Origin of the sequence: Bacillus sp. KH172YL63 (assembly GCF_011398925.1) — a bacterium.
GTDB lineage: Bacteria > Bacillota > Bacilli > Bacillales > Bacillaceae_B > Rossellomorea.
In genome coordinates, this window is record NZ_AP022842.1 from 4165396 (window position 1) to 4191812 (window position 26417).

A 26417-nucleotide genomic window follows, 5' to 3' on the forward strand; every position below is an offset into this window, starting at 1 on the left:
TCTTCTCTTATTCCGGTACTTCTTATAAATCGGGTAAATAATCGGTCCCCATTTGATCAGTCTGCCAATGAGTCGTTTCATGAAGGTAACCTCCTTTTATACTCTTCTATACCCCCGCCCTGCACAGGGAAAACCTATGCTAGAATGAAAGGAATACATATAACGGGGTGGATACGATGCATCTGACGGAAGAATTAGCTTATCCGATCATTTCTAAACTGAAGACGATCGTTCACTACAATATCAATATGATGAATGAGTCCGGCGTCATTGTGGCTAGCACCGATCCCGGGCGCAAGGATCAAGTGCACGAAGGGGCCCTCCATGTTTTGAAAGAAAAAAAGCCCTTCATCATTTACAAAGAAGATATGGACAAGTACCACGGTTCCAAGGAAGGGATCAACCTTCCGATTGAATTCCTCGGTGAAACAATCGGTGTCATCGGCGTGACAGGATCCCCCCAGGAACTGGAGCAGTTCGTCCAGATTGTGAAAGTAACGGTCGAAGTCATGATTCAGCAGGTCCATTTCCATAATCAATTGCAACATCAAAAAACATTGATGGATAACTGGCTGCTGGACATTGTTCATCCCCATTATTTTGACAAACGGAAAACGGAGTCGTTCGCCCATCACTATCTGCACCTTGATACGGGTCAGGACGTCCAAGCCATCCTCTTTCAATTTGAGGACTTAAATGCTCATTCCACTGCCATTCTTCCCCTTTCTGCGGTCAAGGAAGAATTGTTAAGGAGAATCCAGCTCCAGCTGCCTGATGTATCATTCCAGTCCTTTATTTCAGATACCCGCTGTATCATTGGGCTTCCGGGCCGCAGCGCAAACAAAGACGAAGCGATACGCCTGACGGAACGGCTGCTCCGTCATTTACAGGAGAAGAGATACGCCGTAAGGGCCGGGATTGGGAACGCCTATGAAGGGGTTTCAGGGTACAGACAATCCTATGTGGAAGCTTCAAACTCCCTTGAACTGCAACAGAGCTTCCCTCAATTCACCACGGTTCATATACAGGACTGGGGGATTATGGATTTCATCAAGCAGATCCCCCTTGAAATCCGCAAAGCGTTCATGAACCGTTACGAAGACCAAGCCTTTCAACTCAGCCCGACCTTGAGACTGACCTTGCAAACGTTATTTGACTGTCAATTGAACATGAAAGAAACCGCCGAAGCACTTCATATTCATCGCAACACCCTGCTATATAGACTCGAAAGCGTTGAAAATGCGACCGGTCTGAATCCCCGTCGATTCGATGACGCCATTTTACTCCGCTTCATCTTGATCATGCTCGAAATCAACCGATGATCTCATTAGATGATTGTGCATTTGCACAATCTTTTTCTTTTTCAGCGGGAAAAATTTAGTCCCCGCAACATTGTAAACGCTTACTAAACTTGATTAAATGGATGAATAGATTATATTTTCTGAAAAAAGGAGCCGCTATGAATATACTGATTGCCCCAGATTCATTTAAAGGAAGTTTACGCTCAATTGAAGTTGGAACCGTGATAGAAAAGGCTTTTCGTGATGAATCCACAGCTTTCCATACTACCGTCATTCCCATGGCTGACGGCGGTGAAGGGACGCTCGAAACCTTGATCTATGCGACAGGGGGAAAAAGGGTCCAGACGAAAGCCACCGGACCTCTCGGTGTTCCCGTTTCTACAGAGTACGGTGTATTGGGAGATGACAAAACAGCCGTCATTGAAGTCGCTTCAATCGCAGGACTTACAATGGTACCGGCCGAGAAACGGAATCCCTGTCACACCACTTCTTACGGGATTGGAGAAGTCATCAAAACGGCGATGGAAGACGGCTGCCGTTCGTTTATCATCGCACTTGGAGGCAGTGCCACAAATGACGGCGGTTTTGCGATGCTTCAGGCGCTTGGCGTGACCTTCCTCGATGAAAATGGGAAACCGGTTGGAAAATTCGGCCGTGATCTTCAGAGCATCTCCCGGGTTGAGTGGGGTACCATTCATCCTCTCGTAAACGAATGTACCTTTCTGATCGCATCGGATGTCGACAATCCGTTATGCGGAGAAACAGGGGCCTCTGCCATATTCGGTCCACAAAAAGGGGCAAATGGAGAACAGGTAAAAGCACTCGATCATCAGCTCCTTTCTTTCAGCCAACTGCTTCAACAGGATAGAGGCGTCGATTTTCATGGAGCAAATGGAGCCGGTGCCGCCGGAGGCCTCGGTTTTGCCTTCCTGCACCTCAATGGCCGCATCGCATCCGGCGCAAAAGTGGTCGCGGACGCAGCCGGTCTTCAAACTGCCATTGAAAAGGCAGATTGGATCCTTACCGGGGAAGGTCAAAGCGATCATCAAACGCTTTTCGGCAAACTGCCATTTTTTATCTCAACACTGGCGAATGAGCATCACAAGCCTGTCTCACTTCTTGCCGGCAGCCTGGGAAAAGGCTATGAAGCGTTATACGAACATTTCACCAGCTGTCATTCCATCGCGTCCGGTCCCATGTCATTACAAGAAAGCTTCGATCGGGTCGAAGAGCTGCTTTACCATGAAACAAGGAATATCGCACGTATGCTTAAAGTTACAAAGGGGTTATAAACATAAAGGGGGAAATCAAATGTCTGGAATATGGTTATTCACGGTCATCGTCCTAGGGGTAGGATTTATCATCTTCACAACGGCTAAATTAAAGCTTCAACCGTTTTTATCTTTACTTTTTGCAGCATTCTTAGTCGGAATTTTCGCCGGGCTGCCACTGGCTACCGTGGTGGAATCGGTGAACGCAGGATTCGGCGGACTGATGGGATACATCGGAATCGTCATCGTCGCCGGTACGATTATCGGTACGATTCTTGAGAAGTCTGGCGCAGCGTTGAGGATGGCTGAAGTCGTCCTCCGCTTAGTCGGTGAAAAGCGGCCGCAACTGGCCATGTCTCTGATCGGGGCGATCGTCAGCATCCCCGTCTTCTGTGACTCCGGTTACGTCATTCTTTCAAGCTTGAAAAAAGCACTGGCCAAACGTGCCAAGGTGACGCTCGCTTCCATGTCGGTCGCGCTGGCAACCGGGTTATATGCGACCCATACATTGGTGCCGCCTACGCCAGGACCGATTGCTGCCGCCGGGAATATTGGCGCAAGTGACTATTTGGGCACAATCATCTTAATTGGTCTGATCGTTGCCATTCCGACGATTTTGGCCGGCTATCTATGGGCCGTTAAAGTCGCCGACAAGATCGAAATTGAAGGAGAAGGGGATCTAGAGCTTGATTATGATGAAATCATCAAATCCTTTGGAGAGCTCCCTTCTACGTTCAAATCCTTTGCCCCGATCGTTCTGCCGATCCTGTTGATTGGTGCAGGGTCTGTCGTGAGCTTCTTCCAATGGGAAGGCGGGTTGGCTGATGGACTATTATTCGTCGGATCCCCTGTCGTCGCGCTGCTGATCGGCGTGCTGGCTGCCTTTTTCCTCATGCCGAAATGGAATGAAGAAACCCTGAACGGTTGGGTGACGCAAGGAATGAAAGACGCCACCAATATTTTATTGATCACCGGTGCCGGCGGGGCATTCGGATCCGTAATCAAGGCAACCCCCGTTGCCGAATTGATCCAGGGCATTGCCGACGGCGGACTGCTTTCCGGTGCGCTTGTCCTTCTCATCCCATTCGTGGTCGCTGCCCTTTTGAAATCTGCACAAGGGTCATCAACTGCTGCACTCGTCATCACTTCGTCCCTGATCGCTCCCCTCCTTCCACAAATGGGGATCGATGGGGCAGTCCCACTTGCACTGGTCGTCATGTCTATCGGGGCAGGTGCAATGACGGTCAGCCATGTGAATGACAGCTATTTCTGGGTCGTCACCCAGTTCAGCGGCATGAAAGTCACCGATGCGTACAAAGCACAGACCGCCGCCACGCTTGTTCAAGGGGTAACGGCACTCGTTTTCACTTTATTGCTGTGGATCATACTCGTTTAACTCGTTCAACGGATCAGCGATTCCTCCCCGGGAAATAAAGGGGATCAATAAAAAAGAACCTGAAGCATCAGCGGTTTCGCCATGCTTCAGGTTCTTTTCTATTTATTCATCTGCGAAAGAAAATCCCCTAAAAGATCTTCCATCGTTTCTTCCGGTTCTTCTACCTTCTCCACCTCAGGCTTCACGGCGCTTTCCCAATCGAAATTGTCGAGCTCTTCATCGGTTGAATGGGAACGGTCATCCACTTCTTCCTCTGATTCTTCGATGACCTGCTCGATATGCCATTCATGGGAGGGCTCATTGCCTGCAGCCGATTCTTCCTGAAGATAGAGGGCTTCATCGATATCCAGTGCATTGCTGCTTAAGGAAGCAAGCAGGGACGCAGTCCGGACGGGATTGGATAATAATTGATAAACGATGCTTCCGAGAAGGGCCTCTGAGTGTTCGTGCTTCAACCAATCCCGCTGCGACTTTTCCAACCCTTTTGGGAGGGGGATCGTGATCGCTTCACGCTGCCTGGAAATCGTATCATTCACACCATTCAGCACAAGCTCTGCAATTTTGCTCGAGAAGTTCCGTTTCTCTGTTTCCTTTAGCTTCTGCAGATGCTTTAATACATGATCAGGTGTATCTGAAGGAAGCCTAAATGTGATCGGCTGCCCCCTCGACATCCCTTTGTCTTTCATACCATCACCCTATTTGGTTTTCGCTAATTTTTGTTCTTCTTGCTGCTGAGAGGCCTTCTGGGCCTTTCTTGAAAAGTCGGCGATGAGCTTGTAATAAGCATTGGCCATCATCCAGATGCTCTCTTTTTCATCTTCAAAGAAATCGATATTGTATCCATCAAGATTGTTATTGAGCGTCTTGATATATTCTTTTAATACGCTTGATCCACCGCCGATGAAGTAGCAGATCTCCGTCTGGGAGTTCTTTTGCCACATATTGCGCAGGTGACGGTATTGCTTCTTGGCAAGCTCAAGCATGATGCGATCCACGATGTCATGGACGCTTGTCCGACTGCCTTTGACCATGATATGGTTGCGATCATTTTTCTTCGTGATGATCTCCACCACGTCCCGGCGGCTGTCGAGCTCGATGCCGTGCCTTGAGCGGATTTCTTCCCGGATCAGTTCAAGAGATTCGGAAACCCCAAGGTTGAATCCCTGCGCCTTGTCATCGTCCACTTTCCTGTCCTTGATGACTGCGATATCCGTTGATAATCCGCCGATATCCTGAATCAGGATCCGCTTATCGATCAAATCTTTATTGATGATATTCAGGTTATTATCCATCACAAGATTGATGAATGCAGCAAAGCCTTCAGGGTACACCTTCACTTCATCAAATTTAATATTTACTTTCAACCCCTGATAACGGGGCGTGACAAGGAACTCCACCTGGTGGACAGATCCTAGTAATTTAGAACGGTACCCGACGTCCTTTCCTTCTTTCACTTCACGTAAAGGAAGTCCTGTGCCCAACGTATAATTTGCTTCTATTACATTATTATTCTTTTTAAATTGTGTATCGTTACTCGCTGCGTCCAGTGCGATGGAAGCAAACAGCATGATCAGTGTCTGATCTTCTTCCGACTTACTGCTGCCCGGATCCAGTTCAGTAGAGTTATTGCTCTTCGCTGCCAGGTGACCTACACGATAAATCGCATTGTTATCTTTCAGGGTAGGGGAGTGGACACGGATATGTATGCCGTCTAGAGGTTCTTGTGTATCCAATTCCTCGATTCCGATAATCGGTCTGTCTTCAATATCCCTTGCGATCACGTTCGGTATATTGACCTCAGCGTCCATCTTTCCAAAAATACCTTTTAAAGAATCATTTCCAACATCAATGGCTGCAATTCGTGAATTCGTCATTCCAATCATCCTTCCATTCATGAATAAAAACTTTTCAAAAAATTTCAACTCTTATTAAAAGAGTAAACAATTTCAGCGCTCCGGTCAATGCTACTTTTTTATCGATTATGTGACAGGAAGAGAGGAGGGGATGTGTACATTTTTGTATCGTTGTATACGATTTATGTACACATCCCTTCAAATCAACAAGTGTACGTATTTGTATACTTGTATACATTATTGTCTGCATTCGTGTACATTTATGTTTACAAGTATACATTTTTGTAAACAAGTGATTTTTTTACATATATTTACTCCCTTCCCCTATGATTCTACTATGATAAAAATCTTTGAAACTACCATTCTACTGGAAACGAAACATAAAGGCGTACATGATCATGAAGAAAATAAGGGAAAAGAAAATCAAATAAAGATAAAAAAATACCCCGACAGATTTCCCTGCCAGGGTAAGTACTTCATAAAAATTATTGTGCTGTATATCCGCCGTCGATGACAACTGCCTGACCCGTCACACTCTTTGCCTTGTCACTTGATAGGAACATTGCATAATCAGCAATCTCACTCACATCAAGCAAGCGTTTCTGAGGGACTAACGGGTAGATGACTTCTTCCAGTACTTTTTCAAGGGGAACATTGCGTGTCGTTGCGATGTCCTTTAACTGGCCTCTTACAAGGGGTGTATCAACATATCCAGGACAGATCGAGTTCACTGTGATCCCGTAAGGAGCAGACTCGAGTGCTGCGACTTTCGTTAATCCGATGACACCGTGCTTTGCACTGTTGTACGCTGCTTTGCCGGCAAATCCTACTAGACCATTAATGGATGAAACATTGATGATCCGACCGAATTTCTGTTCCTTCATGATTGGCAGGACGTGTTTAATGGCAATGAAGGGTGCCGTCAGCATGATGTTGATCATAAGCTCGAACTTTGCTGTCGGAAATTCTTCAAGAGGAGATACATGCTGTAATCCCGCATTGTTGATCAACACATCGATGCGTCCGTATTGCTTATATGCCGTATCGATCATATTCTTGATATCGTCTTCACTTGTCACGTCTGCTTTCAGGCCGATCGCTTCATAGCCAAGACTTTTTAGCTCTTCTGCAGCTTTCTCTACGCCTTCAGCATTCAAATCGGTCAGGACCACTTTACTTCCGTTTTCTGCATACGATTTACCTAATTCAAATCCGATTCCGCTAGCAGAACCTGTAATGACTACCACTTTATTTTCTACCATGTTCATTCACTCCTTTTGAAATTTAAATAATCCCTATACTTGCCATGATGATCCCTACGATCATTGCGATTGTAGGAATGATCAGTCCAACGACAAACACATCTTTATAACAGTCTTTATGGGTGACGTTTGTGACGGCTAGAAGCGTCAGCAACGCGCCGTTATGGGGCAGGATCGATGCCCCCGATGAAATCGATGCCATGCGGTGAAAGGCCTCAGGACTGATGCCTGATGATTGGGACAGCTGATAATACGTATCCCCAAGAGCCTGCATGGCGATTCCCATTCCGCCAGAAGCAGAACCGGTGATCATTGCAAGGATCTGGACAATCAGAGATTCTGAGATTAATGGGTTAGATGAGATCCCAAGCAACACGTCCGTAATCCGGTCAAAGTCCGGTACGCTCGTCACGACTGCACCGAATCCAACGGCAGCACTCGTATTGATAATGGCCATGACAGAACCTTTTGCCCCTTCATTGATCGAAGGAATAAACTTCTCATACCGTTTGACATTGATCAGCAGGATCAGGATGATTCCTGCTAACAGTGATGGGATCGCGTCCAATTTGACTGCATTCAACAACAGGACGACCACTAACAAAGGCAATAAGGAAATGATCCAATTCGGCATCGTTTCCTCTTCTTTCGCGTCAGACCCTGCACGTTTGCTTTCTTTGAATGTATCACCTGCTGCCGCCATTTTCCTTTGGCGGCTGACAAGCCAGAAATAGCCGCCGACTGCCATGATGAGGGATGCGACGATCCCCATGAAGGAACCGGCCATCGGAGACGTCTGGAACGTCTTCATCGGGATCAGATTCTGAATCTGCGGTGTGCCTGGTACGGCCGTCATCGTAAAGGTGAAGGCACCCAGCACAATCGTCGGCGCGATGAGCTTTCTTGAAATGTTCGCTTTTCTGAATAATGCAAGTGAGATCGGATAGATCGCGAATACCACGACAAAGAGACTTACCCCTCCGTACGTCAGCACCGCTGCGGCGACGAGAACTCCGAGAATCGCCCTTTTCTCGCCGATCATTTTCGTAATTTGATAGGCAACGGATTTCGCTGCCCCCGTGTCCTCCATCAGCTTTCCAAACACAGCCCCGAGAAGGAAAATCGGGAACCACTGCTTGGCGAAATTCACAAATCCGGACATATATGTATTCGTATATGCATCCATCAAGTCCATTCCGCTTAATAATGCGACAATCCCTGCAACAATCGGCGCGATCCAAATGATCGACCATCCTAAATAAGCAAAGACCATCAACAGAATCAAGCCTAATAAAATACTAAACAATGCCTTTCCACCTTTCTTCCGGTAAAAACAAAAGAGAGTGCGCTTTCACGCGTCTCTCTGTGAACGTTTCACTAAAATTTTTAACGTAAGAAAGTTTACTCTTCTCTCATTAATAAGTAAAATGAATTAATATTATAAGTAGTATGCATAAAAGTTATAGAATGGATGATGTTCATGGATATCCGTCAGCTCTCCTATTTTAATGAAGTGGCCAAATATAAAAGTTTTACGAAAGCATCCAATATCCTGCACCTTTCACAGCCGACGCTGAGCAAGATGGTCAAGAGCCTGGAAGTGGAGCTTGAAATGGAGCTGATCGACCGTTCATCCCGTCAGATCGAACTGACAGAAGCAGGAGAAATCGTGTACGAGCAGGGGCAGGTCATTTTAGAATCTCTCGAACACCTTTCAACACACCTATATGACTTAATGAATTTAAAAAGGGGGACCATCAAGATTGGCATCCCCCCTCTAATCGGTTTTTTATTTTTCCCCCGCATCATCAAACGGTTCAAGGAAATCTACCCGAACATCCATATCCAGCTCAATGAACACGGGGCAAACAAAGTAGAGCAGGACGTGGCAGACGGATTGCTGGACCTCGGGGTGGTCGTCCTGCCTATGGATGAAGACATGTTTGATGTCGTCCCTTTCTTATCTGAAAAGCTCATGGTATTTGTCCACTCTTCCCACCGGTTGGCCGGTAAGGATTCAGTCGAAATGAACGAACTGAAGGACGAGGACTTCATCTTGTTCAGTGAAGATTTCGCCCTCCACGATATGATCATCCATGAGTGCAGAAAAGCGGCATTCCAGCCGAAAATCGCCTACGAAAGCTCTCAATGGGATTTCATCAGTGAAATGATCGGAGAAAACCTGGGGATTTCGATCTTCCCTGAGTCCATATCCAATAAAGTAGATCAAAGCGTGGTGAAAGCCATCCCGATTGTGAATCCGACGATGCCTTGGAATCTCGGGATCATTACGAAAAAAGGGAGATATGTTTCGCATGCGGTGAGAGAGTTTATTGTGATACTTGAGGAGCGGTAAAAATTTTCATTAAAGAACTTGAGGAGTAACTTTATAAAAGTGATTCACATGTACAACAAAGCCCAGAATGCAGATTAACTGCATTCTGGGCTTTTAAAATGAAATATCTATGAGGATTCCCACTAAGAAATTCCAATCGCTTTCTCCATTATCCTACCTTTGTTTTCCTTGAGTCGTTTTATTCAATATGATCATGACGGCGATTAGAAGAATGACACATATCCCAGCAAATACTGATATTAAGAGAGATAAGGAGGAAGAAGATTTGCTTCCCCCTTCAAGACTTGCAAGCCTCACTGTTTCTGCATTGCTAAACAGTTTCAGTGTTTCTGCCTTTGCTTTTATTGTATTTGTGTCACTCATTTCACTTTGAAAAATGTTCCCCTTCAGATCGGTCAGCCTGGTGTTTGCTGACCCTTTAAATGTGAGGTTCTTTTGCTCATCCGGAATCTTCACCTTTTGATCAGTTGAAGACTGATCATGAATAAAATCACCATTCTTCTTAAACTTCTTTTCTTGATAGTTGTTGGGGGTAAGTTCATGGATGCCTGTATTCGCCAAAATCGGCGGGGACGCAAGCATGAACATGCTGCTAATGATGACACTAATAACGAAAAGATCCTTAGCCTTCATAGGCTTCAGCACCCTCACCTGATTGCTTGTTTGATCGTTTATCCAATAGTATTTGTACAATGGTTAATCCTATTACCGTTAAAGCCAAGACGATTACTGCTTGATTGAATAATGATTCTGATCCATATTGAATGGACATATACACTGTAGACATTGGATCTTTAAAATGAAAATTAGGTGTCGTCAAAGCCAATAACGGAGTAACAAATAAGGCTACCAGCCCTACTGACACAAACCAGCCTAATAACCGATGTGCGAAAAACGCCACGCGAACTATACCTGAACCCGCTAATAATAGTAAGATAGTAAAAATTGTCCATTCCACTGAACGTGATTCTTCCAATGGATAAATATCAAGTCCATAAAGACTGATGACGAAACCTACGATTAGATTTAATAGGATGAAGATCACACCTTGTATCCAACGGGGTGCGTGTTGAAAATAGTAACTTGTATAACCTATCAGTAAGCTGGATATCAAGATGATGAATAGTATGACTACCGGTGGAAGCACACTCGCACTCTTCTCTTCCGGCACCTCCCCTTTCACGTTTAAAGGGTTCGTTAAGAAGTCATATACATACCCATTTGACTGTCCATCCACAAAAGCATTACCAAGAACACTGAATACATCATCACGGAATAATTGAGTGGAAGCCACGTTCGTCGCCCACTTGTTATTCAATGTATCAGCATCAGTTTGAACATTCGTCACATTTGATTGTAGCTCGCTAGTATAAGAAACGATTGTACTTTGACTCTCATTTACTGTATCCAGGAATGAATGGATAGACCTGATTTCACTCCCTATATGTTTCTGATTCCCTACCAAGTCCGGACCTGTAGATCCTGATGTTGGATTTGGTGCAGGCTGTTCAGGCTGTTGAATACGATTGAGTACAGTTTGAGCTTCTTGATTGATTGCATTCAAGCTTTCATCAAGCTGTTCTTGCTGGTCATTGAGCATTTGATTATATTCTGCGGCAAAGACCGTAAAGGAATCTTGAAGCGTATTCAATGCATCTTCCGTATCAGGTAAACCTTCATTAAGTTTTTCCCATTCTAATTGTTCACTACTACTTACCTTCAGGATTTCATTTACTTCGTTTTTAAGACCCTCATCTTGAAGAACCGTCGCTTTTACGCCATTTTCAGTCAGCATCCTGTTTAAGGTCGCTTCATACCGATCCAGGTAAGCATAATACTTCAGAAGATTCATGAGCTTATAATTATTGATCCCGCGGGCAAAATACCCTGACAATGCATTACGTCTGTTTTCTGATAGGGCTGCCGAATTCAAGATAGACATTTCCTTATCTTCTATCGCAGCAACGATATTATGAATGTTCTCAGAGAACATTTCCAATTGCTTCATCAATTCTTCATTTGTTTCTATTAATGTTTTCACCTGTTCTTTGAGCTCTTTATTTTCGGACGTCAAGGACTCAATTTGCCGGGTCAACTCATCAACCTTGTCAATAAGAGTCTGATTATCCTCAAGAAGTTTTGATACCTCTCTCAATAGCCTATCAACCTCTGCCTGAAGAGGGTTTTCAGACTGATTATTTTTGCCCTGCAGACTCGTACGGACTTGCAAGATCCGTTCATTGATGGTCTGAATATTATTCACGGCTAAATTGATTTCTTCAGCAGTGGGTTCTGTTAGATTTTTCAGCGTATTCTTCAACTCATCCATTTCTGTAGATATCAATTCAAGCTCGGTTATCTCATCGCTTAAATTGGGAGGATGAGGGGTGGGATCATTTGGTTTCCCTGGTTCCTGTTCCCCTTCCTGAGATGAAATGACGACTTGCTGAGGAAATGTCTCCTCTTTATCTGTAGTCGGTTTCGGTATGTCACTTTCTGGCGGAGGATTAAATATTCCTCCATCTCCTTCAGACAATTCATTATTCAATTCAAATATATTGCCCTGTAGACCATTTAAAGTCGTGGTGTCCTGCAATTGTTGGTAAAAATCCAGCACCCTTTCTTGAAGTGAGTAGAAGTCATCCACCTGTCTGGCTACCTCTTCAAACCTGGTCTGTTGCAGGTCTGTAAACATCTGTTGATTGTTTTTCATCCCATTGTCAATCTGTGTCAGACCAGTTGTTACTTCATCACTTCGCTCGGTGAAAAAGGACTTTGATTTTAGGTAACGGGGTTGCTGGTTCTCGGTTGATTTATTGATCAACTGAACAGACTGTGACTGAATATCAGCTAATAATTGTTTCTGATTATCTTGGTATTCTCTATATTCATTCACATATTCCACAAAGCTTGACAGGCTCCTTTCAAAGGATTCCAATGTATCCTGCTGTTGTGGTGTCCTGCTGTCAGCTTCTTGGATGGAGTTCTGCAGATTCGATAACATCGCTGTCTGCTGTTGTATCTGACCGGCAAGGTCTTTTGAGCTAGGTTTATAGAATGCTAACATAGTTTCCTGAAATGCCTGCTCTTTCTGTAGGATCTCATCGAATTCAGCTCGTATGTTTTCCATATCTGAGGAAACATAATTCCAATAAAGGGAGGACATTTTGTGATTGACCCTTTTGGTTGCCTTTTCGATTTCCAACAATACCTTTTCCTTATTCACGGCATTTAGCTGACTCTGTATTTTGTAATTCAGGTTTGTTTTTTCAGGTCTTTCTTCATCGTAAGTCATGACTTTGTCAGAGAAATCCGAAGGGATATACACAACAGCATCATATTTTGAATTTTGAAGGCCATTTTCTCCTGCACTTCTTCCTACGACTGTCCATTCAAATGAAGATTGATCCTCTAGTATAGACGTTACATCCCCACCAAATGCCAAGGGCTCCCCATCAACTTCAGTCCCTGCATCCTCATTCACGATCGCAATGGATTGAGTAGCGTTTTCTTTTACTTTCAGGGGGTTTTCACCTACTGAACGAAAAAATAGAAGAGGAGTTGCAAGAATCATCATGACCGCGATTAAAAGTTTAAACAAACTTACTTTTTCTGTCATGCGTGTACTTTCCTTTCCGTTACCATAAGCGGTATTTGAATTTTTGTTTCTTTTCCATTTTCAACATAGTAACCGAATCCTGGTTGAATCTCTGGCTCCCTTCGGTCATAACTGAGTGTGAACAAGGTTTGTTCTGACTTCTTCATCAATACAAGGGCTTGTCTAATTTGTTTCATTTCGACAGTCAATGTGTCATAGCCCTTTGTCAACTCACTGTTATTTCCAGATACAATCATAGAAAAACCTAGGTGACTATAGTTTTTCATACACTTTACAATCCTGTCCTGGAGAAGAGGATCAAGATGTTGGAGGAACCTTGCATACCCATCTACAATCAGCATTACAGGTGAGAAAGATGGGAGAGAGCTTCCCTTTTGTATGGACAAGTGATATTGCTCTTCTCTTGAGCTGAATAACTCTTCTATCCTGTTTAGCCACATGGATATATGCTCCTTATTTTCCATATAAACGACCCTGTCTTCTCTCATCAGATTCGATAGTCCCCTGTCGATGGAATCAAAGATCGCGATATGTTCACTATCCTGAAAGAGTGCAGTATTGGCTAATACTTTTAAAACATTGGTCTTTCCTTTTTGAGCCTGCCCCAATACTAAACAATGTTTTGTTTTTTTGAGGTTCACATATACTGGTGTTACCGTTTCTTCATCCAAACCTATCGGTAGCAGTCCTGCTTTCCGGCCTGAATCTGTATACTGGGTAAAGTTAACCATGGTTAACTCTGTAGGCAGCATCGGTACCTGCTTCGGTGAGGATAAGCCTTTATACTTCTCAATTAACAACTGAATATCTTCTTTCAACAGACTTAACTGTTCGTAATCATCCTTTCCTTCATTCGGAAGAAAGACTTGAGAGAAATAGGCCGTGTCTTTCTTTACAATGGCCCTTCCTGGAATGGCTTCGGGAGTAAAAGGCAATCTTCCAAGCATCGTATATGCCTCAGAACTGTCCATCAAATAGTGGACGATTTTCGTTTTAAGATTATTCATCAGGGACTGTCGTACAGAATTCACTCTTGTTGCTGTGAAATACATATAAACACCGAGTGACTGTCCGTCCCTGGCAAACTGGTTGATCTGTGCTTCGAGCTCCTGCATCTCTTCTTTAACGAGATCGAAATTATCAATGGTTACGAATATTAGAGGGAGCTTTTCTTTACTTACTCTGTTATACATCTTGATTGAACTAACCTCTTGTTTCTGGAACAATTGTTTCCTGCTTGCCAGTTCATCCTCTAATATTCCGATGAACTTCTCGATTTTCCTTTCCTCATCAATGAGGAAATAATCTGCAGTATGAGGCAATTGTTTTAATGGGAGCAATCCTCCATTTCCAAAGTCAAGGAGGTAATAGTGGATTTCTTCAGGTGTAAACTGATTTGCCATCCCCATCAATAAGGTGATGAGCGTTTGCGTTTTACCATAACCCGATGAGCCAAACACCCCTATATTCCCATCTTCAATCACTTCATAATGATATGGTGTTTGACTTTGCTTTTCCGGTTCATCGACCATTGAGAGAAGGATTTGGTTTGCCTCAGTCTGGACCATATCTGTCTTATATACACGATTGGCCAAAGGAGGCAGCCATGGACTCGACAAACGCTTTAAGGCGAGTTCATTCTGTAACACTTCTATACGGTCGACAACCGCATCAATCTCACTGAGCATTTCTTTTTGCGTGCTCTGGTTCATTGAAACCTCTGATAAAGGGATCAGCCCCAAATCTGTCACAATCGCCACTTCATCCTCCGCTTCAAAAGATTCCTCCTGATAGGGCGCCCCGCTCCAAGCAGACTGGAACAAATCGTATACTTCATTATTCCCTACCTGAAGGTACCCTCTTCCTGTTACCGTGAGGGAAGCTGCATCTCCGTTTTTAAGAATTTCACGACTGTCTTCTGTATTCTGGACTTTTAATGCGACCCGGAAACGGGCATTACTCCATATCTGGTTGTCAATGACACCACCGGGCTTCTGTGTAGCCAAGATAAGGTGAACACCCAGGCTCCGGCCTATACGGGCAGCACTTACTAATTCTTTAATGAATTCCGGCTCTTCACTCTTCAATTCTGCAAATTCATCACTAATAAGGAATAAATGAGGAAGAGGTTCCTCTGTTTCCCCTCGTTTATATAGCCTTGTATAATCGTTGATATGATTCACTTCATACTGGTCAAACAAGCGTTGGCGCCTTTTCAGTTCGCTTTTTATGGATGCAAGTGCACGGGTACTGAAATTCTTGCTTCCTTCAATATTTGTAATCGTCCCTAATAAATGAGGGATATTTTTGAAGGGCTGAGCCATCCCCCCGCCCTTATAATCAATTAGTAAGAACGCCACCTCATGGGGATGGAAGTGGACAGCTAATGATAGGATATACGTTTGCAGGAATTCACTTTTACCTGAACCCGTCGTTCCTGCCAATAATCCGTGAGGGCCGTGGGCCTTTTCATGTAAGTTAAGTTCAACAATGTCTTCCTTACCTTTTAATCCGACAGGGACAGCAAGGGATTTAGCGGACTCCCTCGTCTGCCAGTTCTCTTCGATCGGCAGCTGGTCTACATCCTTTACCTTGAGCATATCAAGGAAGGATACACTCGTAGGAATGGAGTTTGTCATCCCTATTTGATGATTAAGAGTCCTGAGGGTCCTGGCAAATTTCTCATTTCCATCTTGTTCGTATCGATCCATTCTGAATGGAATTTTCACAGCCTTCTTATCCTGAATCAGGATATCACCTTCGTTGTCATTGATATAACGTACAAGGGTATGGACATTGTCTGAAAGGCTTTCTTTTGCCTCGGCTGCAAAGATGACCGACATACCAAGATAGCCGTACTCACCTTCCAAATACTCCAATATTACATGGTCTGAAATGAGCTGGTGATTGGTGATCACAAAGACGAAATGAGGACTATACCTGACTGTTTCAGCGTCCTCGTCGATATCCCTTTCACGAAGCACCTCGTAAATGGAAGAAAGAATCTGGTCACGGGTTTTCTCATTATAAATAAATCCTTTTGCAAATGACTGGGGCAATTGCAAATGGGGAAGCCACTTCATCCACTCCCAATCCTTATACTCTTCCTCATGAAAGATAAAGATGAATCTCACGTCATGATAACTGTGGAAGAAAGCTAATTGGCCAATTAACTGGTGAAGCTCATTTTTATATACGGATTCCTTACCGATTAAACCTATCGCTCCTTTATGAAGATCCACTGTTACCGGCAGTTGATCTACTTCACGATAAGCTTCTTCCAACTTCTGCGATTCTTCCAACAAATCGTCCATTTCACGATTTGACATATCAGAAGAACTCACTGAAATACTGTAGCTTGATGGTAATTTCCCTCTTCCCAATCGAAACTGAAGAAAATCGGGGCTCTCAATGCTTCTCTCCCACAATCTGTCGGAAAGCTGGTCAGTAAGGTATTTCATTCTTTCAAAAGAAGGAAAATGAAATTGTAATACTTCTGACTGCTTATCTGCCAGAGACTGCAGTTCTTCTCTTTTACTCTCCAAATATTGAGTATAGATACGCTTTCTGCGTTCCTGTGATTTCTTTTTATTACTTTTATCTTTGAAGAACTGCACGGTTGAAGTTACCAGGGTGGTTGTAAACATAACCATTGAAATGATGATGAATATCCCTCTTGGAATCACAATGGCCACAATTCCCATAAGAAGCAACATCATCAGTGGCGGAAGGATAATTAACCACAAACTCCTGTTTGTATCATTTGATTCCTGACTCGGAAATGATAACTGAACCTTTTCATCCGGCAAATCGTAAACCATCCTTGGCGTTCGGCGGTAGTTCGGATATTTCTTCTGCATTTCAGACATAGGGCGTACAGTTTCCATAAGCGATGTCTGATAGTCTTCAATACTATGTATCTCGATTAAATCATCTTCTACCAACGTGATGGATAAGAACGGCGCAAATACAATATCACCGACTTCAAGTATATGTTTGCCTGTGACTGAATGACCGTTTATATAGATAGCATCCTTTGTTTCCAACATCCATTCCCGATTACCTTTCTTGAACAATGTAAAATGGAAGTCTGATCCTTTACAAGGATGATAGATGGTGGCATCCCCATTCACAGAAGATATGTCGAATTCCTGTTTATGGCCTATATAATAAATTTCAGTCTTTGGGTTGAATGAAGTGAGGACGACCTTTACATTTGTATGTGTGTCATCACTTCGCACCCATTGCTCTAGACCAGGCTCGAGAATGATCCTGTCATATCCATTCTGAACAAGCTGAACGTCTGCACCAATCCACTCTATTTCAATAGGAGAAGACAATGACTGAATGGTGACTGTATTTTCTATATGTGGTCCCAAGGTTATTTTTTTATATTCTTCTTCCAGAAGGATTGATTGATAATAGTGATCATGAAATACCCATAGGATATACATCTGCTCACCCCCTGTTAATTCGTTTTCTTCTGTTGTTCATTCGAATTTGATTCTGAAGGTGAAGAACTTCCGCTATCTGAAGCAGAGGGCTCGGATGAAGGTTCGGCATCGTCTTCCCTCGAATTTATAGATTCTTCTTCCAACGTCTTCATTTCTTCTTCATATTCTGAGATTTCACTCTCAATCTCATTTAATTCCTGCTGTCTTTCCTCACTGTCAAGGTCTCCATCTGCCTTTACCTGCTCCCGGTATTTCAGAAGGCCGAATAATATCAGGTCACGATCCTCCAAAAAGCGGGCCACTTCAAGTGCGTCCTTGGCATTTCCTCTTCCGATATTAATCCAATACTCATAATAAAGCGGGTCTGATTGAAGAGAGACCGTATTACGAACATTTTCTTTTTGAACCTCCGTCAATGATTCATTAATGACATAGGAAAGGGCAAGCTGGTATTGAGAAACCTTAGGAATTTCATCGATTTCATAAGGTTGAAGTTCTGTCACCACATCACTATACTTCTCGAGCAGAAAACTTTCTTGGGCAGCAACCACCCTATCTTGTTTAGGGTTCATAAAGAATAGAGAATAGATGGAATATAGCAAGGCAGGAATCAAACAAATTGTCACCCCAAACAGGACATACCGATTCATTTTCCACTTCTTTTTGCTTACCTTCATAAAGAAACTTTCGTTTTCTTTCGTTTCCGTAATGGATTCATTTAAGATGTCACTCAATTGATCCAGGCTTTCCACTTCCAAAATCATTTTAGACAATGGAGACAGTTTCAATGTTCCAGTGAATTTGAGGTATTCTTTAAAGGTATATTGTGAGTCTACTAATGCAGCAACCGCGGCTTTCGTTTCCTTCAGCAACAGCTCCTTGTCTTTTTCATAAGGGGGAAGACTTTCTTTCACACCGAAGTGAATAAAATGAGGAGTCAATCCTTGATCAAACACAATGTTTTCGGGACAGACGATAAGATGAAGACGGGACAAGCTATGATTCTGGATTTGTTGTACTAGTTGATAAGCAGTCATCAATCTTTCCTTTTTACTCGCCTTTAAACCTGAAAAAAATGCAAAAGACTCCGGGATGCTGTTTACAATGGAGAGTTCGTCGTTTTCCATCATGATTTCTTTTTGAATAAGAGGGGACAAGTCCTTCAGGAAGTTGATCTCTGAAACTTCATCCAGCTTGATCTTTTCTTTTTGAAAGATCAGGGTGACTCGATTTTCTTTTCTATGTATGTCTGCTTCCAGTTTTTCCTGTAAGTAAGATCCACTTCTATGCACCATTTCTATTGGTCTCCTTTATAAAATCTCAATACGATCTCCTGTACGGATTCCAGCATCAATCAGGCGTATATTTCCTGGAATAACCTCCTGCTTGTTGGTTATCCGGATCCAATAGCCTTCCCTGGAGCCTGCTTCAAGCTTTTGAGACTGCCATACTAAATCGATCAGCTTTTTTACAGTGTGATAATTGGATAATCTCATATCGATGCGTCTATCATCGTAGCGTTTTAAATCTATGGTGATTTCTATATACATAACCGTTGTCACCTCATAAGGAAGGAGCGCCCCACATAATGATAAGCGCTCCTTCTTCTTTAAAATGGATTGGGATAAACTTATCCACGAATTTGATTGGCGATTTGAGCATCTGCATCTTCAAGGGACTTCGCTGTGCTAGTCAATTGCATTGAGATGTCTTCAAGAAGCTGTTGCATCTGAAGGAATGAAGGACGAAGAGTTTGATACTGCTCAGCAAACGCACGGCTTGATTCACCTTCCCACATACCTTCAAGCTCAGAGATCATATTGTCAAGGCGTGAGATCTGCTCACCTACTTGACTGCTTTCTCCTGTGTATCGGTTTGACATACTAATCAATTCTGCCGGGGTAACGCGAATTATTCCTGACATGTAATTCCTCTCCCTTACTTTAAGTTGTTGGTAATCATCTATTTCAATTCAGAATACCCAAGTAAATTGCCAAAGTACCAATATGTAACGTCCACAACCAAAAACCATAATATTACAATTAATGCCACACTTCCAATATCATACTATTATAAACATACATATAAACACAATTTTTACAGAAAAAAGGAAACTTTATAACTACAAGAATATTTTTATTCAGGTCCTTTGTTGTATGACGCTCACGATCCCATTAGGACATTTGTAACAGTATGGTTACTTAAAGCCTTCTGTTGATGTAAACACTGTATATATAACTTTCAATGAGCACTTTGGTTACAAGTACTTACTATATATCCTTATTTTTACTTTTATAAACCATTTTTTTGAAACAATTTACCAGAGAATCATAGACCTAAAAAAAACTCCCTCCATGAGGAAGTGAGTTTTTACAAGTGAAGATCTTTATAATTCTTCTACATTTTGTTTTGGTTTATCCATGTTATATGTGACACCATACTCCTCAGCGAGAAGTTGCATATCTGCATGATAAGCCTCCACAAGCTTATAATATTCCTCCATTTTTTCATTGGATTCATGAATCAACTCTTCATTCTGATCTTCAATCGCTTCTTTTTCGAGAATGAGAGCTTCATAGAAGGTTTCGGTCGCTGTCACGATTTGGATCGCCATGTCTTCAAGCTCTGGTATATCTGACTCAATACTCCTCGCTTCTTCCAGTGCTTTCTCGTAGGCTGGAATCGTATTACTTGTCAGTTCTTCGTAGACTGTTGGGTCATCGGTATAGTTGCCACCCGACACCGAAGCCAGTGACTGAAATGCGACGACTTCATATTGAGCCACCCTGTAGACATCTTCATTAATAAATTCAAGGATTGCTTTTTGCCTATCCCCCACCCCTGTATCGTCTTTCATCGGTTCCACTATTTCTTTTTCCTCTGAATCGCTCCCTATCTCTTTGGAATCAGCTACCTGCTCCTTATTGATTGAGTTCTCTCCTTCAACGCATCCACTTAATAAGAACAGTATGATGATTGACGCAAAACGTAGCTTTCTCATGGGTTAATTCCTTTCTTCTGCAATTGGCTAAATTGCTTTTAGAAGATAAATACCCATTTTTTGTTAAAATAATCTGGATTCAACCTATTAAACTCATGATATCTTCAGTCAGATGGCAAAGTGATTCGATTTCCTATACAATTTATGTAAATAGCAAAATAGTGTGGTGAATGTGATGTTCAAATTATTACTAATAGAAGATGATACCTCCCTTTTCAATGAACTACGGGATAGGCTTTCCCAGTGGTCCTATGACGTATATGGCATCCAAGACTTTAATCAGGTGATGGCAGAATTCGCAGCCATTAAACCTGATCTTGTGATCATCGATATCCAACTGCCTAAATTTGATGGATTCCACTGGTGCCGGATGATCCGGAGTCATTCCAATGTACCGATCTTGTTCTTATCTTCACGTGAACATCCGACGGATATGGTGATGGCCATGCAGCTTGGTGCGGATGATTTCATTCAGAAACCATTTCATTTCGATGTACTCATCGCCAAGATTCAAGCGACGCTAAGAAGGGTGTATAACTACAATACCGAGCAGGTCAGTATCAGGACATGGTCCGGAGCAACGGTTGATGTGGAGCGTAATACCGTATCCAATGAAATTGGCTCCATTGAACTGTCGAAGAATGAAATGTATATTCTAAAGCTGCTGATCGAGCAGAAGAATAAAATTGTCAAAAGGGACGATCTCATCAACAGCCTATGGGATGACAAGCGATTCATCAGTGATAACACGTTGACCGTCAACGTAAACCGCCTCAGGAAACGTCTTGAAGAAATAGGATTGGGTCGCTATATCGAAACGAAAGTTGGGCAAGGGTATGTTGCCATAGAAGAGGATTCGCTATGATCCGTACATACATATGGGAGAGGAAAAGCTGGATTGGGTTCATTATCGGACTTCACTTGATGTGGATTTTCATTGCTTACATCGATTCAGCCATCCCCCTGCAACCGATTCTGTACATGACATTTCTTTCACTGCTATTTTTCATATTATTTTTGTTCATCCGTTATCAGAAAGAAACCCGTTTTTTCAAACGTCTGAAAGAATGGGATCATAACCTGCAGGTTACAGGGCTCGACTCTCCAGATTCACCATTTGAAGAAATGATCTCAGAAAACCTGGCTGAGCAGGCTGGTCTGCTGCGGAAAGAGGTAACAGGCAACAGACTGATGCTTCAACAGGAGAAAGATGAGCTTCTCGCCTGGATCCATGAAGTGAAGACGCCGCTGACGGCGATGCATTTGATGATTGAACGGATGGAAGATAAATCATTAAAGGCCCCATTAATATATGAGTGGCTCAGGGTTCACCTTCTATTAGACCAGCAGCTTCACCGTAAGCGGCTCGCCTTTATGGAAAATGATTTATATATTGAGGAGACGGATCTTGAGGCCGTCCTGTTCCAGGAAATCAAAACCCTCCAGTCCTGGTGCATCCAAAAAGGGATTGGCTTTGATATTGAGCTGCCGTTCACTCATGTATTGAGTGATGCCAAATGGCTTGCCTTTATGATTAGGCAGCTGTTAACCAATGCCGTTAAATACAGTACAGAATCGGATATTCAAATAAATAGTGAACAGATTAATGGGAAAACGAAACTTACGATCCAGGATTCAGGCCGGGGGATCGATTCCAGGGACATGCCGCGGATTTTTGACAAAGGCTTCACTTCGACAGTCGATCATCATGATCATGCCTCCACCGGAATGGGGTTGTACCTGACTAAACGGGTGGCAGAATCCTTGCTCATATCCGTAGAGATCCAGTCAAAAAGAGGAGAAGGGACCACCGTGGCCCTAATCTTCCCAAAGAAAAATGATTTCCTGCAATTGACCGGCGTGTGACAAAAATGTCACATGCTTTTCTGTTTTGTTCGAACAATAAAAGGAAAAGCAACTTCCTGCTTTTTATAATAAAGGTATTAAATCAAAGGAGTTTTTCAAGATGAGGATATTAGAAGCAAATAAATTACAAAAAAGCTACGGAAACAAAATGAATAAGCAGGAAGTGTTAAAAGGGATTGATTTATCCATCGGGAAAGGAGAATTCGTCAGTATCATGGGGGCATCCGGGTCAGGCAAGACAACCCTTTTGAACGTCCTATCTTCCATCGACAAAGTGAGCGCTGGATCGATTAAAATCGAAGGAAGCGAAATGACTCTCATGAAGGAAAAACAGCTTGCACAGTTCAGGAAAAACCACCTTGGTTTTATCTTTCAGGATTACAATCTTCTGGACACCTTGACGGTGAAAGAGAATATCCTTCTACCGTTATCCATCACCAAAATCCCAAAAAAAGAAGCAGACCAGAAATTTAATGACCTTGCTGCGGAGCTCGGCATCTACGAATTGAAAGATAAATATCCAAACGAAATCTCAGGCGGTCAGAAACAGCGGACATCAGCAGCCCGTGCCTTCATCCATGAACCAAGCATCATTTTCGCAGACGAACCGACTGGTGCCCTCGATTCAAAATCTGCATCCGACCTTTTACACAAGCTGAGTCAACTCAATCAAAAGCTTCAAACGACGGTCGTCATGGTCACCCACGATCCTGTCGCCGCAAGCTACTGCAGCCGGGTCATCTTCATCAAAGACGGTCAGATTTACACACAATTAACAAAAGGTGATCAGGAAAGACAGCCATTCTTCAAAGACATCATGAAAACCCAAGGCGTGCTTGGCGGGGTGCAAAATGAACATTAATACCCTCATCTTCAGAAACCTGAAGAAGAATCTGAACAATTATTACTTATATGTATTTGCGTTAGTATTCAGTGTCGCCCTTTATTTCGCCTTTGTCACTTTACAATATGACCCCTCCATGGATGAAGCGAAAGGAACCATAAAAGGTGGGGCTGCCGTACGCACAGCCTCGGGGCTGCTTGTCGCAATCGTCTCGATTTTTCTCTTATATGCCAACACCCTTTTCATAAAGAGAAGAAGTAAAGAAATCGGCCTTTTTCAGCTAATTGGTATGACCAGGAATAAAATTTTTCGTATATTAAGCACAGAGAATTTCATTCTTTATTTTGGTTCATTGATACTCGGCATCGGTATCGGTTTCTCCTTCTCGAAACTGATCACCATGATCCTTTTTAAAACGACGGGAGTAGATGCGGTCGCCAAACTGCACTTTTCCAATCATGCTTTTGTTCAGACAATCCTCGTTTTCAGTGTAATTTACTTGCTGATTATGCTCATGAACTTTTTATTTATTAAGAGACAGAGCATCCTCTCACTGTTCAGAGTCCAATCATCGACCGAAACGAAAGTGAAGAAGATGTCTAAGTTTGAAATCATTATCGGGATCCTTGGACTGATTTCCGTTGCATCTGGTTACTATGCCTCTTCCAAACTGTTTGGGGGGGATTTCACAACAATGCCGCAGTTGTACGGGGCTATGTTATTTATCCTTGGAACAGTAATCATCGGGACTTACCTGTTTTATAAAGGGTCCGTAAGTTTCATATTTAACGTCATACGAAAGAAAAAAGGCGGATACCTGAATATCAACGAAGTGATGTCCCTTTCTTCCATCATGTTCAGGATGAAATCAAATGCCTTACTGCTGACGATCATCACAACGGTATCGGCACTTGCCATCGCCTTATTATCCTTAAGCTACATCGGTTATTACTCGGCTGAAAAAAAAGCTGTCAATAACGTTCCGACGGATTTCACTTTCATCAATACGCAAGACTTCGAACGTTTTAAGGAAGCTTTAATTGAACAAGACATTGATTATAAGAAAGAAGAAATTGAAGTCATCCAAGTCCTTCTCAATCTAAAAGATATAACAGACACTGAGTCCGGTATCCTGAACGGCACACTGGATGCCATGCCAAATTCGGTCATCAGTGAAAAAAGCTTAGAAGGTGTCGACCTCCAAGAAGACGAAACCCTCTTTACTGGTTATAGTGACTTACTACAAAGGATCATTCCTTTACATGATTCAGGCGTGACGGAGCTTAAAGGAAAGAACCAAGTCACCAGGCTAAAGTACTTGGGCATGCGGAGGGAATACCCCATTTCAGGATGGTTCACAGCCGGTGGCTCCCCGGTCGTCATTGTGGATGATCGGCTATTCCAGCAGTTGAAACAAGATTTGGATCCTGCTATTCAGAAAGAATCTTCACTCTACATCGGTATCAGCATTGAAGAAGATGACCTCAGGGAAGCAAACGACCTGTTTCAGAAGTTAAACCTCCAAGAGAGATGGGGAAATGCCTCACAGCAAGATATGATGACTGACCAGAAAAAAAGCATCGGTCTCATCATGTTCATCGTCGGCTTTCTGGGTCTCACCTTCCTCATCACATCCGGTTGTATTTTGTACTTCAAACAAATGGATGAGAGCGAAGACGAGAAACCGAACTATACGATTTTAAGAAAATTAGGTTTCACACAAAAGGATTTACTGACAGGCATCCAGATCAAGCAACTCTTTAACTTCGGGATTCCTTTGACCATCGGCCTCCTCCACGGTTATTTCGCTGTACAGTCAGGATGGTTTCTGTTCGGAGCAGAAGTTTGGACGCCAATGCTTATCGTCATGGGCTTATATACGCTGTTATATTCCATCTTCGGTGTATTGTCGGTTTATTATTATAAGAAAGTGATCAAAGCATCACTATAACGAAAAGAGCCGTCCCAATTCACGGGGATGGCTCTTAGATGTATTCCCTATTTACTTCCTTTTCTGACTCTTTATTATGAGAGGATTTCCTTTTACTCGATCTAACACGCCTAAGATCTCTCTTACTAAATTAACTCCGGATGCTTGCTGAGCTTCCAACCACTCCATACCGTCTTTATTCACCATTCTTAACGTCCAATTATAAGTTGGAGATGAAAGGACGTGAACACCTTCTATATTCCATTTAAGTCCGTTCCTATAGAAAACCATCAATCTATTCGTATGAATCTTTCTTTGTATTGTTCTATTAAAATGCTTTAATAGTAAACTATCAGAAGCAATGTTATTATTGATCCTTACTTCGTTTACATTATCAATGGCCCGATTTTTACAATAGATCTGATAATCATTCGGAATTATATAAAGGGGATCATTCAATCGAACCGACCGGTCTTCAATTCCCATCAGCATCCTTGGAAAGATAATTTGTTTCATTGTGTAGTCAGGCGCAGGATGCTGAATGACCTTATAGCTCATTTCATCTTCTTTTATACACTCAATGACTCGATCATCACTGAAATAGAAAATACTTTGTTCAATGTGATCAGTTACAATTTCTGCAACCAGATTGCTTCTTGCCAGAACCCACATGGCCTCAATAAATTGATCCTCAAATTTTAATTCTCCGTGAATATAATCTACAATGCCCATCATCTTGAGCTTTTTGAACATACTCTCCCATTCCTCTTGCAGATCATCTTCTTGGTAATAAGGAAATGGGTTTGTTACTCCTATCAGTACTTTCCCGCCTAACATCTTTACCAGTAAGTACAAATCTTTGCTGGTCACTACCCAATCACCCAATTGTAATCCCCCTTTACTCAACGGATAGAATATGCGATGACCATGACAATCATATACACAGAATCAGTTATGAAGTATAACATCAAAATTGTTCGATAATATATTCAAAAATTGAAGCGTCTACTATTAAAGATACATTCAACTATGATTCTTCATTTTGGAGCTATGTACAAGTAATGGAATACATCATTTTCACGTTCATAATTTGAATCGAAGTCAACAACAAAACCATCAATAATAGCCCTAATACAAAGTAATCGCTAGTTTTCACGCAAATATGTTTTCATAAAAATTTCTGTTTAACAAAGTCATACACAAACGTATTAGCCATACCAAGATAACAAGATACTAGTAATAAGACATTTTGAATTTATAAGGG

At 42.6% G+C, this 26417-nt stretch carries 20 protein-coding genes; 8 read left to right on the forward strand and 12 right to left on the reverse strand.

What is annotated here, in order from left to right; genetic code table 11:
* Positions 1 to 176: 176 nt before the first annotated feature.
* From KH172YL63_RS21140 to KH172YL63_RS21150, 3 genes are all read left to right on the forward strand, one after another.
* Positions 177 to 1322 carry a CdaR family transcriptional regulator gene (locus tag KH172YL63_RS21140; protein ID WP_173107925.1) on the forward strand — a complete coding sequence of 382 codons (1146 nt, stop codon included), beginning with the start codon at positions 177 to 179 and terminating at the stop codon, positions 1320 to 1322.
* 137 nt (positions 1323 to 1459) lie between these two features.
* Positions 1460 to 2593, forward strand: a complete 1134-nt coding sequence (locus KH172YL63_RS21145) for a glycerate kinase (protein ID WP_173107926.1) — start codon at positions 1460 to 1462, stop codon at positions 2591 to 2593.
* A 19-nt stretch (positions 2594 to 2612) separates the two neighbouring features.
* Entirely contained in the window at positions 2613 to 3968 is a 1356-nt protein-coding gene (locus tag KH172YL63_RS21150; protein WP_173107927.1) for a GntP family permease, read from the forward strand.
* Between the two features lie 98 nt (positions 3969 to 4066).
* Here KH172YL63_RS21150 and KH172YL63_RS21155 read toward each other — a convergent pair whose 3' ends face one another.
* The 4 genes from KH172YL63_RS21155 to KH172YL63_RS21170 form a co-directional block, all read right to left on the reverse strand.
* The gene (locus KH172YL63_RS21155) at positions 4067 to 4654 is read right to left on the reverse strand and encodes an uL1 family ribosomal protein (protein WP_173107928.1); all 588 of its coding nucleotides are present in this window, start codon (positions 4652 to 4654) and stop codon (positions 4067 to 4069) included.
* Positions 4655 to 4663: 9 nt separating this feature from the next.
* Positions 4664 to 5842, reverse strand: coding sequence for a ParM/StbA family protein (locus KH172YL63_RS21160; protein ID WP_173107929.1), 1179 nt, complete (start codon positions 5840 to 5842; stop codon positions 4664 to 4666).
* Positions 5843 to 6306: 464 nt separating this feature from the next.
* Positions 6307 to 7083: a 3-hydroxybutyrate dehydrogenase gene (locus KH172YL63_RS21165; protein WP_173107930.1), complete on the reverse strand. Its 777-nt coding sequence runs from the start codon at positions 7081 to 7083 to the stop codon at positions 6307 to 6309.
* Positions 7084 to 7105: 22 nt separating this feature from the next.
* Positions 7106 to 8389: a GntP family permease gene (locus tag KH172YL63_RS21170; RefSeq protein WP_173107931.1), complete on the reverse strand. Its 1284-nt coding sequence runs from the start codon at positions 8387 to 8389 to the stop codon at positions 7106 to 7108.
* Positions 8390 to 8563: 174 nt separating this feature from the next.
* On the opposite strand from KH172YL63_RS21170, the gene KH172YL63_RS21175 reads away from it, so the two are divergent.
* Positions 8564 to 9439, forward strand: coding sequence for a LysR family transcriptional regulator (locus tag KH172YL63_RS21175; RefSeq protein WP_173107932.1), 876 nt, complete (start codon positions 8564 to 8566; stop codon positions 9437 to 9439).
* A 153-nt stretch (positions 9440 to 9592) separates the two neighbouring features.
* Here KH172YL63_RS21175 and essA read toward each other — a convergent pair whose 3' ends face one another.
* The 7 genes from essA to KH172YL63_RS21210 form a co-directional block, all read right to left on the reverse strand.
* Positions 9593 to 10072: a type VII secretion protein EssA gene (gene essA, locus KH172YL63_RS21180; RefSeq protein ID WP_173107933.1), complete on the reverse strand. Its 480-nt coding sequence runs from the start codon at positions 10070 to 10072 to the stop codon at positions 9593 to 9595.
* Positions 10062 to 13058, reverse strand: coding sequence for a type VII secretion protein EsaA (esaA, locus tag KH172YL63_RS21185; protein ID WP_173107934.1), 2997 nt, complete (start codon positions 13056 to 13058; stop codon positions 10062 to 10064). Before esaA ends, essA begins: the two co-directional genes overlap by 11 nt.
* Positions 13055 to 17512 carry a type VII secretion protein EssC gene (essC, locus tag KH172YL63_RS21190; protein WP_173107935.1) on the reverse strand — a complete coding sequence of 1486 codons (4458 nt, stop codon included), beginning with the start codon at positions 17510 to 17512 and terminating at the stop codon, positions 13055 to 13057. The genes esaA and essC overlap by 4 nt, the downstream gene beginning before the upstream one ends.
* Positions 17513 to 17526: 14 nt before the next feature.
* Positions 17527 to 18807 carry a type VII secretion protein EssB gene (essB, locus tag KH172YL63_RS21195; RefSeq protein WP_173107936.1) on the reverse strand — a complete coding sequence of 427 codons (1281 nt, stop codon included), beginning with the start codon at positions 18805 to 18807 and terminating at the stop codon, positions 17527 to 17529.
* Positions 18808 to 18822: 15 nt separating this feature from the next.
* Entirely contained in the window at positions 18823 to 19062 is a 240-nt protein-coding gene (locus tag KH172YL63_RS21200) for an ESX secretion system protein YukD (protein WP_173107937.1), read from the reverse strand.
* An 80-nt stretch (positions 19063 to 19142) separates the two neighbouring features.
* The gene (locus KH172YL63_RS21205) at positions 19143 to 19436 is read right to left on the reverse strand and encodes a WXG100 family type VII secretion target (RefSeq protein WP_173107938.1); all 294 of its coding nucleotides are present in this window, start codon (positions 19434 to 19436) and stop codon (positions 19143 to 19145) included.
* Positions 19437 to 19898: 462 nt separating this feature from the next.
* Complete coding sequence (locus KH172YL63_RS21210) at positions 19899 to 20513, reverse strand: hypothetical protein (protein WP_173107939.1); 615 nt, start codon at positions 20511 to 20513, stop codon at positions 19899 to 19901.
* A gap of 175 nt (positions 20514 to 20688) precedes the next feature.
* On the opposite strand from KH172YL63_RS21210, the gene KH172YL63_RS21215 reads away from it, so the two are divergent.
* The 4 genes from KH172YL63_RS21215 (at position 20689) to KH172YL63_RS21230 (ending at position 25174) form a co-directional block, all read left to right on the forward strand.
* Positions 20689 to 21378 (forward strand): response regulator transcription factor, encoded by a 690-nt coding sequence (locus KH172YL63_RS21215; protein WP_173107940.1) that lies wholly within the window; start codon positions 20689 to 20691, stop codon positions 21376 to 21378.
* On the forward strand, positions 21375 to 22379 hold the full coding sequence (locus tag KH172YL63_RS21220; RefSeq protein WP_173107941.1) for a sensor histidine kinase: 1005 nt from the start codon (positions 21375 to 21377) through the stop codon (positions 22377 to 22379). Before KH172YL63_RS21215 ends, KH172YL63_RS21220 begins: the two co-directional genes overlap by 4 nt.
* A 100-nt stretch (positions 22380 to 22479) precedes the next feature.
* Positions 22480 to 23241 carry an ABC transporter ATP-binding protein gene (locus KH172YL63_RS21225; RefSeq protein ID WP_173107942.1) on the forward strand — a complete coding sequence of 254 codons (762 nt, stop codon included), beginning with the start codon at positions 22480 to 22482 and terminating at the stop codon, positions 23239 to 23241.
* Entirely contained in the window at positions 23231 to 25174 is a 1944-nt protein-coding gene (locus KH172YL63_RS21230; RefSeq protein ID WP_173107943.1) for an FtsX-like permease family protein, read from the forward strand. Before KH172YL63_RS21225 ends, KH172YL63_RS21230 begins: the two co-directional genes overlap by 11 nt.
* Before the next feature lie 51 nt (positions 25175 to 25225).
* Here KH172YL63_RS21230 and KH172YL63_RS21235 read toward each other — a convergent pair whose 3' ends face one another.
* Positions 25226 to 26038 carry a hypothetical protein gene (locus KH172YL63_RS21235; protein WP_173107944.1) on the reverse strand — a complete coding sequence of 271 codons (813 nt, stop codon included), beginning with the start codon at positions 26036 to 26038 and terminating at the stop codon, positions 25226 to 25228.
* Positions 26039 to 26417 lie beyond the last annotated feature (379 nt).